The organism is Paenibacillus sp. FSL R5-0810 (assembly GCF_038002285.1).
Classification (GTDB): domain Bacteria; phylum Bacillota; class Bacilli; order Paenibacillales; family Paenibacillaceae; genus Paenibacillus_AQ; species Paenibacillus_AQ lactis.
Genome location: NZ_JBBOCF010000001.1, coordinates 1,419,749 through 1,432,273 on the forward strand (window position 1 = coordinate 1,419,749; position 12,525 = coordinate 1,432,273).

15 protein-coding genes are annotated in these 12,525 nt (G+C 51.1%); all 15 read left to right on the top strand.

Annotated features, from left to right (window positions below):
* The first annotated feature begins 110 nt into the window (after positions 1–110).
* The 15 genes from MKX76_RS06440 (at position 111) to MKX76_RS06510 (ending at position 12,505) form a co-directional block, all read left to right on the top strand.
* On the top strand, positions 111–692 hold the full coding sequence (locus MKX76_RS06440) for a LysE family transporter (RefSeq protein ID WP_341033248.1): 582 nt from the start codon (positions 111–113) through the stop codon (positions 690–692).
* A gap of 62 nt (positions 693–754) precedes the next feature.
* Complete coding sequence (locus MKX76_RS06445) at positions 755–1,585, top strand: helix-turn-helix transcriptional regulator (RefSeq protein WP_341033249.1); 831 nt, start codon at positions 755–757, stop codon at positions 1,583–1,585.
* Positions 1,586–1,697: 112 nt separating this feature from the next.
* Positions 1,698–2,120, top strand: a complete 423-nt coding sequence (locus MKX76_RS06450; RefSeq protein ID WP_007128280.1) for a VOC family protein — start codon at positions 1,698–1,700, stop codon at positions 2,118–2,120.
* Between the two features lie 177 nt (positions 2,121–2,297).
* Positions 2,298–2,468 (top strand): hypothetical protein, encoded by a 171-nt coding sequence (locus MKX76_RS06455; protein WP_341033250.1) that lies wholly within the window; start codon positions 2,298–2,300, stop codon positions 2,466–2,468.
* A 339-nt stretch (positions 2,469–2,807) separates the two neighbouring features.
* The gene (gene pdxR, locus MKX76_RS06460) at positions 2,808–4,235 is read left to right on the top strand and encodes a MocR-like pyridoxine biosynthesis transcription factor PdxR (protein ID WP_213615524.1); all 1,428 of its coding nucleotides are present in this window, start codon (positions 2,808–2,810) and stop codon (positions 4,233–4,235) included.
* A 175-nt stretch (positions 4,236–4,410) separates the two neighbouring features.
* Positions 4,411–5,298 (top strand): arylamine N-acetyltransferase family protein, encoded by an 888-nt coding sequence (locus tag MKX76_RS06465; protein WP_007128278.1) that lies wholly within the window; start codon positions 4,411–4,413, stop codon positions 5,296–5,298.
* 148 nt (positions 5,299–5,446) lie between these two features.
* Positions 5,447–5,776, top strand: a complete 330-nt coding sequence (gene csaA / locus MKX76_RS06470; protein ID WP_007128277.1) for a chaperone CsaA — start codon at positions 5,447–5,449, stop codon at positions 5,774–5,776.
* Between the two features lie 288 nt (positions 5,777–6,064).
* On the top strand, positions 6,065–6,262 hold the full coding sequence (locus MKX76_RS06475; RefSeq protein ID WP_007128276.1) for a hypothetical protein: 198 nt from the start codon (positions 6,065–6,067) through the stop codon (positions 6,260–6,262).
* Entirely contained in the window at positions 6,255–6,683 is a 429-nt protein-coding gene (locus MKX76_RS06480) for a GNAT family N-acetyltransferase (protein ID WP_213615526.1), read from the top strand. Before MKX76_RS06475 ends, MKX76_RS06480 begins: the two co-directional genes overlap by 8 nt.
* Before the next feature lie 23 nt (positions 6,684–6,706).
* Complete coding sequence (locus tag MKX76_RS06485) at positions 6,707–7,303, top strand: AAA family ATPase (protein WP_007128273.1); 597 nt, start codon at positions 6,707–6,709, stop codon at positions 7,301–7,303.
* Positions 7,304–7,691: 388 nt separating this feature from the next.
* Positions 7,692–8,660 carry a metal ABC transporter solute-binding protein, Zn/Mn family gene (locus tag MKX76_RS06490; protein ID WP_040738227.1) on the top strand — a complete coding sequence of 323 codons (969 nt, stop codon included), beginning with the start codon at positions 7,692–7,694 and terminating at the stop codon, positions 8,658–8,660.
* Between the two features lies 1 nt (position 8,661).
* Complete coding sequence (locus MKX76_RS06495) at positions 8,662–9,390, top strand: metal ABC transporter ATP-binding protein (RefSeq protein WP_007128271.1); 729 nt, start codon at positions 8,662–8,664, stop codon at positions 9,388–9,390.
* Between the two features lie 3 nt (positions 9,391–9,393).
* Entirely contained in the window at positions 9,394–10,326 is a 933-nt protein-coding gene (locus tag MKX76_RS06500) for a metal ABC transporter permease (protein WP_007128270.1), read from the top strand.
* 3 nt (positions 10,327–10,329) lie between these two features.
* Positions 10,330–11,235: a metal ABC transporter permease gene (locus MKX76_RS06505; RefSeq protein WP_007128269.1), complete on the top strand. Its 906-nt coding sequence runs from the start codon at positions 10,330–10,332 to the stop codon at positions 11,233–11,235.
* 193 nt (positions 11,236–11,428) lie between these two features.
* Positions 11,429–12,505: a GntR family transcriptional regulator gene (locus MKX76_RS06510; protein WP_007128268.1), complete on the top strand. Its 1,077-nt coding sequence runs from the start codon at positions 11,429–11,431 to the stop codon at positions 12,503–12,505.
* The last annotated feature ends 20 nt before the right edge of the window (positions 12,506–12,525 follow it).

Below are 12,525 nucleotides of genomic sequence, written 5' to 3' on the forward strand. Positions count from 1 at the left end.
ACAAATTTTAGATTGTGCGTTATAACGCACATAATGTATAATTAAACGTACATACGTTATAGTGCACACATCGTAAATTATATCATACAACAAGAGGGGAGGAGGCGGCCATGCTCATACCTTTGCTTATGTTTGCTCTCGTTTCATCCTTTACGCCGGGACCGAACAATATTATCTCGATGACCCAGGCCCAAAAATACGGGTACCGGGCCGTTCTAAAGTTTATCGGCGGGGTTGCAGCGGGATGCTTCGTCATCATGCTGTTGTCCGGTTACTTCAATTTTGCGTTAAATCAATGGATTCCGAGGGCCAAGATCGCTTTGGATTTGTTGGGGAGCTTGTATTTGCTGTATTTAGCCGTCAAAATCATGAGAAGCAAGCCGCAGCAAAACGAAGACCTTGCCAGAGGCATGAATTCCTTCTGGTTCGGATTCTTCTTTCAATTCATCAATCCCAAGGTGATTCTATACGGTTTTACGGCCATTTCGTCCTTCGTAATCCCTGTGGCGGATTCCCGCATTCAATTGATCATGTTTTCATTACTGCTGACGGCCGTTGGGATTAGCGCCAACTTAACTTGGGCATTAGGCGGCAGGCTCCTCCAAAGTTTCCTTGACCGCCATGAGCGAGCATTCAATATTGCGATGGGGTTGCTGCTCATATACAGTGCGGTATCCATTTTCGCGAACTAGCCCAAGGGAGAGGCCAAATATCGTATAATGAAAGCGACGTCAGAACGAATGGGAGGGAGACCATGCGATCGTTCAACCCGCTGCAAGCTCCGATGATCGAGACTTCTCATCCGGACGCTTCCTACAGCTATCGCGAATTTCTGCCAAGTCCTGGACTGAGTCCTTATGTGGCCGCGTATTGGACACTGGATGTGCGGCCATCGGCTCGCCCGCCGCAGCATCGCATTTTGCCCGACGGATGCGTCGACATTATATTTGACCTCCATTCCCGTTCCGCCTCCGAATGTGCCTTCGTGGCAGGGGTTATGACTGTACCGGACGCGTTCTCCATAACGGAGCATCACTGCCTGTTCGGCGTCCGCTTCTATTCGGAGACGGTTCGTTTATTCACTCGCTTTCCCGTCTCGGAATTCCGGAATACGCAAGTGTTCTTGCATGAGATTTGGGGTAGGGACGCCGTCGAGTTCAGCGAGAGCATCATGACAGCTGCCGAGACGAGCCAGCGGATCGAACGAATGGAATCTTATTTATGGAACAGGTTAGATCGGGCAGACTTCTCCCTTGACGAGCCGATTTTGCTGCATGGGCTCCGATATGTATACGAAGAGAAGGGGATGCTGAGCGTCAAATCCCTCTCGGAGAAGCTCCATTACAGCGAACGAACGGTACGTCGGGCTTTTCAAAAAGAGCTGGGCATCAGTCCCAAAGAAATGACGGACATCATCCGGTTTCAATATTTGCTGCGGGAGCTGCTTCATGCCCGATCCTTCCGGTTTCCGGATATCGCCGCTAAATACGGCTATTATGACCAGTCGCACTTTATCCACAGCTTCAAACGATTCTACGGCGCTTCGCCTCAGCAGGTGTTCCATGCCCCGTGCAGCCAGGGTTAGTGTACAAGATGTCCGTTTTTTACAATCCTTTACGGGTTATCGGAAGCGAAAATAAATAGTGACAGGAAGTTAAACCTGAAGGCGAAAGCCACACGTTTAGGAGGAATGTATCATGAAACCGCGTATATCTGTACTAACGCTTGGCGTTGATGACCTGGAGCGATCGCTGAAATTTTACCGCGACGGACTCGGCTTGCCGACTGAGGGGATTGTCGGAACCGAGTTTGAGCATGGAGCGGTTGCCTTTTTCGATCTGCAGGCTGGCGTGAAGCTGGCGATTTGGAGTCGCAAGGACTTGGCCGTGGAAGCGAATGTCCCGCATCATGCACCAAGCTCGACGGAAATGACGATCGGCCATAATGTCGGGAGCAAGAAAGAAGTCGATGAGGTCATGGAGCAAGCCGTAAAGGCAGGGGCAACCGTAACTGTCCCCGCTCAAGATACGTTCTGGGGAGGGTACTCGGGTCATTTCCTTGACCCGGACGGGCATCTGTGGGAAATATGCTGGAATCCGGCTTGGGAGCTGGAAGATTAAACGCAGTGGAATGATTGAGAACAGCGTACTGTAATAGGAGATAAACAGGGATAATGTAGGTAATGAAGAATAAGGTAAGCGATCAAGGATAACATAAGTGCAATCGCAGGCCAAGGCCTGCGATTTTTATATTTCAAGGCCAGGTGCTGGGAACGTCTGCAGGAGATCCTTTACTTCTTGAACGATTACGGCTTGATAGAACGTCCCTTCGTTGTACAGCTGGCCGATCCGTCGGTATGTCTCGTCAAGGCGAGTCTGGTATTCATGCGCTTCTTTGTCCGGGTTCTCACGCTTGAACTGGTCCATGACCGCTTGAATATAAGCGGGACGGGCGCCCCATCGACCTAGGACCCGTCCAATGCCGAAATGTTATGCCTTGGCCGATTTTGTCTTTTAGATGGATGAATGAGCTCATGTTATTCTTCCTCCCGACGCGAACGTTGTTGTTGCGGCTGGTCCTACCGATGCTCACGGTCACGACTCGATCATGCAAGGGAGAGACCGATGAAGGCGGATTCGGATCTAGTCGGCAAGCAAGTTCTATAATAAAATAAATCTGACTACTATAAAATGGTCAGTTTTTAATAAATCGTGCAGGTCACCTGTCCATGACATTAAAGAGGCCGGAGATATTATAAATTGCATATCACGCGACATTTCAAACACCAGATTGGGGGCAGCGTTCTTATGATCGATCTTCTTCTACCGGAGCAAAGCGAGCAGCCTCTATACCAGCAATTGTATTTCCTCATACGCGACAGCATTCGAAGCGGGGTTATAGCAAACGGACAGCGGCTGCCTTCGGTAAGGTCGCTTCAAAATCAGTTGAATATTAGCAAAACCCCGATTGAAACGGCCTACCAGATGCTGACGGCGGAGGGCTATGTCATCAGCAAGCCCCGTTCCGGCCTGTATGCCGTTAACCCGTACCAACGCGAAGTGGCGCGACCTATAAGCGGGGAGGCTGCTAAACCTGCTGCGGCTGCACCAGTGCTAGGCACGGAATACAGCTTGCCTCCGGTTCAAGTTGATTTTAATCCGACAGCACTAGACCCGGGTGCTTTTCCAGTACGGATCTGGAATAAAATGCTCAAGGAATCGCTGGACCAACATCTGCAAGAAATCGGTCATTACGGTGATCCGCAAGGCGAATACGGTCTTCGTATGGTGGTTTCCGATTATTTGCGGAATTCAAGGGGCGTGCAATCTACGCCGGAGCAAGTCGTCATCGGAGCAGGCACGGCATACAGCATGGGGATTCTCTCCAAATTGCTTAAGGGCATCCAAGCGGTGGCATTCGAAGAGCCCGGCTACAGCCTTGTCCGTGATCAATTCCATTTGAACGGCTTTCAGGTCATACCGATCCCGGTCGGGGACTCCGGCATATCGATCACTGCGTTAAACCGGAGGCAGGTACAGCTGGTGTATGTCACGCCTTCCCATCAATTTCCTACAGGGAGCATTATGCCATACCCCGAGCGGGAACGCCTGCTGCGATGGGCAGAGGACAACCATGCATATATCATCGAGGATGATTATGATGGCGAATTTCGTTACCATGGAAAGCCGATTCCTTCCCTCCAAGGTCTGGACCGGAGCGGAAGGGTGATTTACGCGGGAACTTTCTCCAAGGTGCTGACGCCGACGCTTCGGATGAACTATCTGGTTCTTCCGCCGGATTTGATGAATCGGTTGAAGAAGATGCCGCATACGTTGTTTTTTGCTCCGTCCCGGGTTGAGCAGTGGGCGATGGAGTCTTTTTTCAAGGAGGGGCATTGGTACCGTCATATCCGCAGAACGAGAAGCTTGTATCGGAAGCGGCATCGACACCTAATTGACATCCTTCATACTTATCTTGGCAACCATGTGGAGATCTCCGGCCAGTATTCGGGATTGCATATCCAGCTGACGATTAAGAAGCATGTCACGTCAGAGGAGTTGATTCGCCTTGCGGCGGAACAGGGAGTAAGGGTTTATGATCTGCGAAAGATGTGGATCGGGCAAACGCAGGATGCCGGACAGTACCCGAGACTATATATGGGATTTGCGGGGTTGCGGGAGGAAGAGATGGAGTACGGAATCCAGCTGCTGCGTAAAGCCTGGTCGCTTGATTAATGAACCGCCGCGTAACCCCGTGACCTAACCTCCGTGATCAAGAAAATGGCGTAAAATCAGGCTTTGAGGCGCGACGGCAACTGTCTCTTTAAATCTGCCTTTTCTGACCATTTCCTTAAGGTCAGAAGCGATATAGCATATATTACAGATGGCTGATCACAGAGGAGTGGAGATATTGATTACGGATGCGGAAGTCAAATCATATTTAAACCGATTGGGAATTTACGATAGAAAGGCTCCAACACAAGCGTTTTTGTTCGAGCTTCATCAAGCACATGTAGAGCGAATTTCTTGGCAAACCGTCGATATTTTTGCGGGTAAACCGACCGTTATGGACGTGCGGAGTTCCATTCAGCTGATGCTGAGCCGGCGCAGCGGGTACTGCTTTCATCTGAACGGCGCGTTCGGCACGCTGCTTCAGGCTTTGGGTTATAAGGTACGGTGGCATCGGGCGGGAGTACAGCCGATCGGGCAAGAGCCGCGAATTAACGGATTTCATCTAGGGATTACCGTGAGCTTAGCCAATGACGACGGACAAGAAGAGCCATGGATCGTTGATGTCGGATTAGGTGATATGCCTTATGAACCGATACCGTTAAGATATGGGACATATCGTCAAGGACCGTTCTCTTACAGCCTCATGGAGTCCGCTGTGGTACAAGGAGGCTGGCGTCTGACGCATGATCCTGCCAATTCCTATGTTGGGATAGATTATGCTCCTGATGTGGTTGACACCCTGGATGTTTTCACAGCTAACCATAAATTCTACAGCCGATCCCCCGAGTCGCCTTGGCGCGACCTGTTCATTGTAAGGCAGCGGAGCGTGAACAGAATCCATGAGCTCAAAGGCCGGATATTGAAGTCATGGGATGAAGCGGGCATGCATTCCTCAGAAATCGTAAGCAAGGCTCAGTGGAGAGAAGTGCTGGCCGATCTATTCCATGAGGAACTCGTCCATTATTCGGAGCTGGAGCGTGAAGGGATATGGGACAAAATTACCAGACTCCATGAACGTTGGCTAAGGGAGATGGAGGAGCAGAAATATCGTACTGGAAGCATATGAGCCTTCTTCATCGCTGGGCTCGCCCCCAGATGAAATGATTATAACCGTTCTCGAACTTGCGGCCTTTCCGCTGCTGATGTTATGATGATTCCCACCATACGAAGTTCATGGCAAAACTTCGGTAACCATTGCAAGGGAGCGAATCAACATGGCAACGATCGAAGATTTTTTGAAGCTGGATATCCGTGTTGGAACCGTCGTGGACGCCGAGCCTTTCCCGGAAGCCCGCGTTCCGGCGATTAAAATGAAAATTGATTTCGGTCCTCTTGGAATCAAGCGGACTAGCGCGCAAATTACGCGCCGATACGACGCCGGGGAGCTGATCGGCACCCAGGTAACGGCGATTGTGAATTTTCCGCCGAGACGCATTGCAGGCTTTGAATCCGAGGTGCTGGTCTTGGGCGGAGTTCCGGAGAAGGGAGATGTTGTCCTGTTGCGGCCGGAATACAAGCTGCCCGACGGCACCCCAATTGCATGACGATATCGAAGAAAAGGCCCGGGGCTTAGCTGCTCGGAGCCTTTTTTAAATGGTTGAACCGAGTTGTTTCCATAGCTGCCGAATGCCACCCGATATGTTATGCAAGCGTTCTCGATCATCTTCTCCGCGAGATGGGAAACGCTTATTTTGAAACAATTATCAACGAGACGGCCAATAACAGCAGGATGGCGAATTGCCGCCAGGGGCGTTGTTTTATTCGTTCGGTTATCATAAGATGGTAACTGGGAAGGTTTTCTAAATGAACCCATAGGGTTAGGAGGGGGATCCATGAACGCAGGCTTCTATCACCATGACGACGAGGTGTCATCCGGCTGGACCTTTGCACAGTATGCGGTGCTTGTTTTTCTCCGTTTTCTGACGCGACGCAAAGTTGCTCGGATCAACGAGGAATGCGATCGGCTGAGAGAAAAGATCCTGGAGCAGAAGAGGCTCCATGTTAATGATCGGATCTTGCATCATGAATGAACCCCTGGATCTCAAAGACGTGACGATCAGCAGCGACCCTTCCTTGCTGGATACAGCAGCCATCTTAAGATTTCTGCATGACAGCTATTGGGCCAATAAGCGGTCCCGATCTAAAATCCTGGATTCATTGAAGGGCTCGGTTTGCTTCGGTGCTTATTATAACGAGCGGCAAATCGGCTTTGCCCGTGTGGTCACCGACGGGGCGACCGTGTATTGGTTATGCGACGTCTACGTGGATCCGGCTTACCGGGCTCAAGGCGTAGGCAAAAAGCTAATCGCAACGATTACCGGACATCCGGATTACCGAAATTTATTCGGCATTTTGGCAACAAGGGATGCGCACGGTCTGTACGAGCAGTTCGGCTTCGTGCGGGATCATGGCAAGACGCTGACAAGAACTCCGGATTTTTTGAGAAAATAAGGGCCTTATTCAGGAGGTAAACCATGATTCTATGGATTAACGGAGCTTTCGGCTCCGGGAAGACGCAAGCTGCACACGAGCTTCATCGCAGATTGCCGAATTCGTATGTGTACGATCCGGAAAATGCCGGCTATTTCATTCGGTCAAACCTGCCGCCGGATGCCAAGCGGGATGATTTCCAGCATTACCCGATGTGGCGTGAGTTTAATTACGCCATGTTCAAGCACATGGACCAGGAGTCTAACCGCATCATCATTGCGCCAATGACGGTAACCAATCCGGAATATTTCGATGAAATCGTAGGAAGGCTCCGCCGGGACGGTGTGGATGTTCGGCATTTTACCTTGTGTGCTTCAAGGGAGGTCCTCCTTAAGCGCCTTCGTAGCCGTTATGAAGGAGCGAATTCATGGGCAGCCCAGCAGATTGACCGATGCATCAGCGGATTATCGCAGGAAGTATTCCGGCAGCATATCGATACGGATCGGCTATCCATCGATGAGGTGGTTTCGGTGATTGCCGAACATGCCGGCATTCAGCTGCTACCCGATCGTCGAAGCCGTACGAGAAAACAGCTGGACCGCATGAAAACGAAGCTTTCCCATGTTCGGTTTTTAGGATAACTTAAGCGAAAGATACAAGTATAAAACCAGAAACTAGCGAAGAACCTGACCAGGGGCTTCGTTTTTTTGTTTTATACAGTATTTTCATCATCAAAGGAAAATAAGTTAACCGCTTCTAAATAATTTGCATCCGTTTAAAAAATCGAAAAACAAGGATAACCACAAGGAATTTTGACGTTGATTTTGTTGTGGTTTGCGTAAGAACGGCAAAATCGTATTGACAAATGCCTAATGATGGATTATTTTTTGTACATAGCTATTAAAGTTTACCTAAGGCAAAATAATTGGTACAAGGAATTACATTTGGTTTGATGCAGGATGGAATTGACGGGAGAAGCACATTGTCATGTTCGAACAAGGCAATACGTTGGAGGAGGAGAAATGGAAGATGAAAACCAAATTGTTCAGTAAAACGACGAAAATGCTGGGAGCGGTCATGCTGAGTCTGGTACTCGTGCTATCCGGATGTGCTTCCGGTGAGCCGCAGACGAACCAAGCATCAGGGGATCCTGCAGAGAAAATCCAAATTGTGACGACGATTGGTCAGATTGCAGAGCCGATTACCGTCATCGGCGGTGACCGGGTAGAGGTCCAAAGCCTGATGGGGCCCGGGGTTGATCCGCATTTATACAATGCTACGCAAGGAGACATTCAGAAGCTGCAAGGCAGCGATGTCGTATTTTACAGCGGCCTGCATCTCGAAGGAAATATGACGGAGATCTTTGAGCAGATTGGTAAAAATAAACCGGTGCTGGCCATTGCGGATGCGATCCCGAGGGATCAGCTGCTTGAGGATGAAGGTAAGGCGATTGATCCCCATGTCTGGTTTGACATCGACCTATGGAAGCTGGCGCTGGATTCGGCTGTAGAAGAGCTGAAAGCCTTCTCGCCTGATGATGCCGAATATTTTGAACAAAACAAGCGGGATTATTTCGCCAAGCTGGATGAACTGAAGGCAGAAGCTAAAGACAAGATCCGTCAAATTCCTGAAGCTCAGCGGGTTATCGTTACTGCGCATGATGCGTTCGGATATTTTGGCCGCATGCACGGCATGGAGGTCGTCGGGCTGCAGGGACTTAGTACTGAGGATGAGATCGGTCTTTCGGACATCAACGGGACGATCGATACGCTGCTTGAACACAACATCCCCGCCGTCTTTATTGAAAGCAGCATCAACCCGGCTTCCATCAACGCGGTCATTGAAGGAGCAGCCAAGAAAGGGCTCAACGTGAAGCTAGGCGGAGAGCTTTTCTCTGACGCAATGGGGGAAGCAGGGACGACGGAGGGGACCTACATCGGAATGTATCGCCATAACGTTGAAACCATTTATCATGCATTAACAGGAAGCGGTGAATAAGATGAGTGTGCTGAAAGTTCAAGGCTTGCATGCATCCTATCGTAAAAATAAGGTGCTTCATGATGTTTCGTTCGAGGTGGAGCAAGGTTCGTTAACCAGCATTGTCGGTCCCAACGGGGCCGGCAAATCCACGCTCCTTAAAGTGATGCTGGAGCTTCATCCGAAGCTCTCGGGAGACGTATCGTTCTTCGGATCAACGCTGAGTCAGACCAAGACGAGAGTCGGCTACGTGCCTCAACGCGGATCGGTGGATTGGGATTTTCCAACCAATGCGCTCGACGTTGTCATGATGGGACTCTACGGGCGCGTCGGGTGGTTGAAATGGCCGAACAAGAGCCATAAAGAGAAGGCGATGGCGTCCCTTGCGCAGATGGGCATGGCCGATTTTGCGGATCGGCAGATCAGCCAGCTGTCCGGGGGACAGCAGCAGCGCGTGTTTTTGGCAAGGGCTCTTGTGCAGGACGCCGATCTGTATTTCATGGATGAGCCGCTGGCCGGAGTGGACGCTGCGACGGAACGTGCGATTATGACCACGCTGAAAAATTTGAAAATGTCGGGAAAAACCGTGATGGTTGTCCACCACGATTTGCAGACGGTCGAGGATTACTTCGATCACGTTCTGCTCCTTAACCGTACCGTCGTTGCCCACGGGAAGACGGAGGACGCGTTCACCAAGGACAACGTATACCGGGCCTATGGCGGTTCCCTTCGCTTCATGAAGGAGGCGTAACATGTGTTGAATTCATTGCTGTCTCCAAATACACAATGGGTGCTGCTCAGTACCTTGATTTTGGGCATGGCGGCCGGCATGATCGGCTGTCTTGCGTATTGGAAGAAACAAAGCCTCATGAGTGACGCGCTTTCGCATGCTGCCCTTCCGGGCGTGGTTGTGGCTTTCGCGCTGACCGGTACCAAAAATCTGCTGTTCATGATCATCGGAGCCGCGGTCAGCGCGTTGATCGGCGCTTGGTTAATCGGATGGATCCGCTCCTCCAGCCGGATCAAGGAGGATACGGCGATGGGCATGATCCTGTCCGTATTTTTCGGACTCGGAATCATGCTGCTCACGATCGTCAATCGTACGGCTGGAGGCAACCAGAGCGGACTGGATAATTTTATTTTCGGTCAGGCCGCGTCCATGGTCCGTAAAGACGTCTTTACCATGCTTGCCCTAGCCCTGTTGGTCATCGTGATCGTGACGGTCGCTTTCAAGGAATGGAAGCTGTTTTTGTTCGATCCGGACTTTGCCCGCGGGCTCGGACTAAGCAGCCGATGGATGAACGCGATCTACATGGCGGTCCTCGTCCTCGTGATCGTAATCGGCATTCAGGCCGTAGGTGTCATCCTGATGGCGGCAATGCTGATCATACCGGCTGTTAGCGCAAGGTACTGGACGCAATCGTTCAGAACGATGGTGATCCTGTCCGCGATTTTCGGCGGTGGCTCCGGTCTGATCGGAACCTTGATCAGCACGCTCGGCAAAGGCTGGCCGACGGGCCCGTTTATCGTGATAGCCTCCTCGGTATTATTCACCGTGTCGCTCGTGTTCGGCTCGGAGAAAGGGCTGCTGATTCAGGCACTCCAGCTGCGATCCGAGAAGAAGAAGCAGGTGGAGGATCCAAGCTCAAGCTGGACCAAGGTTCCGGCCATCAGGGAGGGGGAGTAAACGATGACATATACGGGCTGGATATTGCTTACTGCTTCGTTGGTCGGTTTGTCCTGCGGCATTGTCGGGGTGTTTCTCATATTGCGAAGAATGGCCATGATGGCCGATGCCATTAGTCATACCGTGCTGCTCGGTATTGTAACCGCCTTTCTGATTACGCGGGAATTAAACGGACCTCATATGCTGATCGGGGCGATCATTACCGGCCTTCTAACGGCCCTCCTCGTACAGTGGTTTCATTCCCGGGGGGTTCAGCAGGATGCCTCGATCGGAGTGGTGTTTACGACATTGTTTGCCATCGGCGTCATTCTGATTGCTACCCAGGTCGGCAATGCCCACTTGGACACCAAGCACGCGCTGATGGGCGAGATTGCGTTCGTGCCCTGGGAGGTCATGAATGTACCGCTTCTTGGCGAAGTGCCTAAGGCAACCTTCATGCTGGCTGCCGTGCTGCTGGTCGTGCTGGTGGTCATCCTGGCCTTCTACAAGGAATGGAAAATCACCTCCTTCGACCCGGCCTTAGCCGCCAGCATCGGCATACCGGTTGTGCTCTTGCATTATGTGTTTATGTCGATGGTGTCGATCACAACCGTTGCCTCGTTTGATGCCGTCGGGGCGATTATGGTCGTCGCCATGCTCATTACTCCTGCTGCAGCGGCATATCTATGGACAGATAAGCTGTCCATTATGCTGGTGCTCAGCGGCGCCTTCGGTGTGATTTCTGCCTTCGCGGGCTATTACGTCGCCGTATGGCTGGACACGTCCATTTCGGGATCGATGGCTTTCGCGACCGGGATCGTCTTTCTTGTAAGCTTCCTGCTGTCGCCGAAGCATGGCGTGCTGTCCCGGTATTTATATCGTTATGAACGGCCCGATCAAGAGGAACAACAAATCGATGCCGTTTCGTGAGCATCCTTGGCACATTAGATCATCGCAGACCCCATCCTTGGAAGCTGAGCAGTTAGGAGGGGGAGGGCTGACCATTAAATATAAATAATCAAGCACCCACTCTTGGGGGTGCTTTTTTTCATTTACAAAAACAAAGTTATGTTATATTAATATACTAATTATACTATTTAAATTATAAAGGTTGTGATGTGCATTGAAATCCTTGCCGCTGTACAAAAAAATTCAGGAAGACATCAAGCGGCTGATCGCCATCGGCAAGCTGCGGGAAGGTGACCGGGTCCCTTCGGAGAAGGAGCTGTCCGAGCGGTACCGCGTCAGTCAAATTACAAGCAAAAACGCGCTGGTCGGACTGATGGAGGAAGGGCTGCTCGTCCGGATTCAAGGGAAAGGGACCTTTGTCATGAGCAGGCCGGAGAACGCTGCCGCGCTCGATCAGTTGGGCGAGTGGACGGCGGGAGCAGGCAGAAGCGGCCGGATCGGGCTGGTGCTGCCGACGATGAAAACCAAAGTGGACCAGCGCTTTCTGGATAACATTGAAAAATACGCCACTGCCGCAGGGTATGAAGTGATGCTGAGAATTACGCGCGAGTCGCAGCTTGAGGAGTCCAAAGTCATTTCGTCCTTTCTGAAGCAGGGAGTGGACGGCATGATCATTTTTCCGGTTGAAAACGAGACATATAACGATTCGATACTGAGGCTTTCGCTGGATCGATTCCCGTTTGTCCTGATTGACCGGTTCTTGAAGGAGATCAAGACGTACAGCGTAAGCTCGGATAACATTAACGGCACGAGGGAAGCCGTCGCGTATCTGCTGAACAAAGGCCATTCGTCCATCGCTTTCATCTCGCCGGAAATTACGAATACCGTAACGGACGAGAGAGCGCAAGGGTTTGAGCAGGCTTTCCTTGAGCGCGGATTGTCGATCGACAAAAGCTTATGGTGTCTCCTTCCGTTGGATGAGATAGCTTCGGGTCAATCCGTCGAACACATTCAGGATTTTTTGGACGGCAGTCCCGCTATCACCGGGGTCATCACAGCCAATACGGAGCTGTGCAGAAATGTTTATAGAGCCGCTGTCGCCTCACGTCGACGGGTGCCTGACGATCTGGAGCTGATTACGTTCGATCCGCCGGATCTGCCGAACGTTCCGTATATTCGGCAAAACGAGGAGGAGATGTGCAGGCTGACCATCGAGCTGCTGACCGAGCAGATTGAAGGGGCCTTTGAGGCTAGAAGAATCGTTGTGCCGGTCCAGCTTGTAAAGGAATAAAGCGATTCTTATGCGAAGTA

What these genes read in the sequence shown, in the direction of transcription:
- MKX76_RS06445 (WP_341033249.1), top strand. Translation starts at nt 755, where the DNA reads ATGCGATCGTTCAACCCGCTGCAAGCTCCGATGATCGAGACTTCTCAT.
- MKX76_RS06440 (WP_341033248.1), top strand. Translation starts at nt 111, where the DNA reads ATGCTCATACCTTTGCTTATGTTTGCTCTCGTTTCATCCTTTACGCCG.
- MKX76_RS06490 (WP_040738227.1), top strand. Translation starts at nt 7,692, where the DNA reads ATGAAAACCAAATTGTTCAGTAAAACGACGAAAATGCTGGGAGCGGTC.
- pdxR (WP_213615524.1), top strand. Translation starts at nt 2,808, where the DNA reads ATGATCGATCTTCTTCTACCGGAGCAAAGCGAGCAGCCTCTATACCAG.
- MKX76_RS06495 (WP_007128271.1), top strand. Translation starts at nt 8,662, where the DNA reads ATGAGTGTGCTGAAAGTTCAAGGCTTGCATGCATCCTATCGTAAAAAT.
- MKX76_RS06450 (WP_007128280.1), top strand. Translation starts at nt 1,698, where the DNA reads ATGAAACCGCGTATATCTGTACTAACGCTTGGCGTTGATGACCTGGAG.
- MKX76_RS06480 (WP_213615526.1), top strand. Translation starts at nt 6,255, where the DNA reads ATGAATGAACCCCTGGATCTCAAAGACGTGACGATCAGCAGCGACCCT.
- csaA (WP_007128277.1), top strand. Translation starts at nt 5,447, where the DNA reads ATGGCAACGATCGAAGATTTTTTGAAGCTGGATATCCGTGTTGGAACC.
- MKX76_RS06485 (WP_007128273.1), top strand. Translation starts at nt 6,707, where the DNA reads ATGATTCTATGGATTAACGGAGCTTTCGGCTCCGGGAAGACGCAAGCT.
- MKX76_RS06475 (WP_007128276.1), top strand. Translation starts at nt 6,065, where the DNA reads ATGAACGCAGGCTTCTATCACCATGACGACGAGGTGTCATCCGGCTGG.
- MKX76_RS06505 (WP_007128269.1), top strand. Translation starts at nt 10,330, where the DNA reads ATGACATATACGGGCTGGATATTGCTTACTGCTTCGTTGGTCGGTTTG.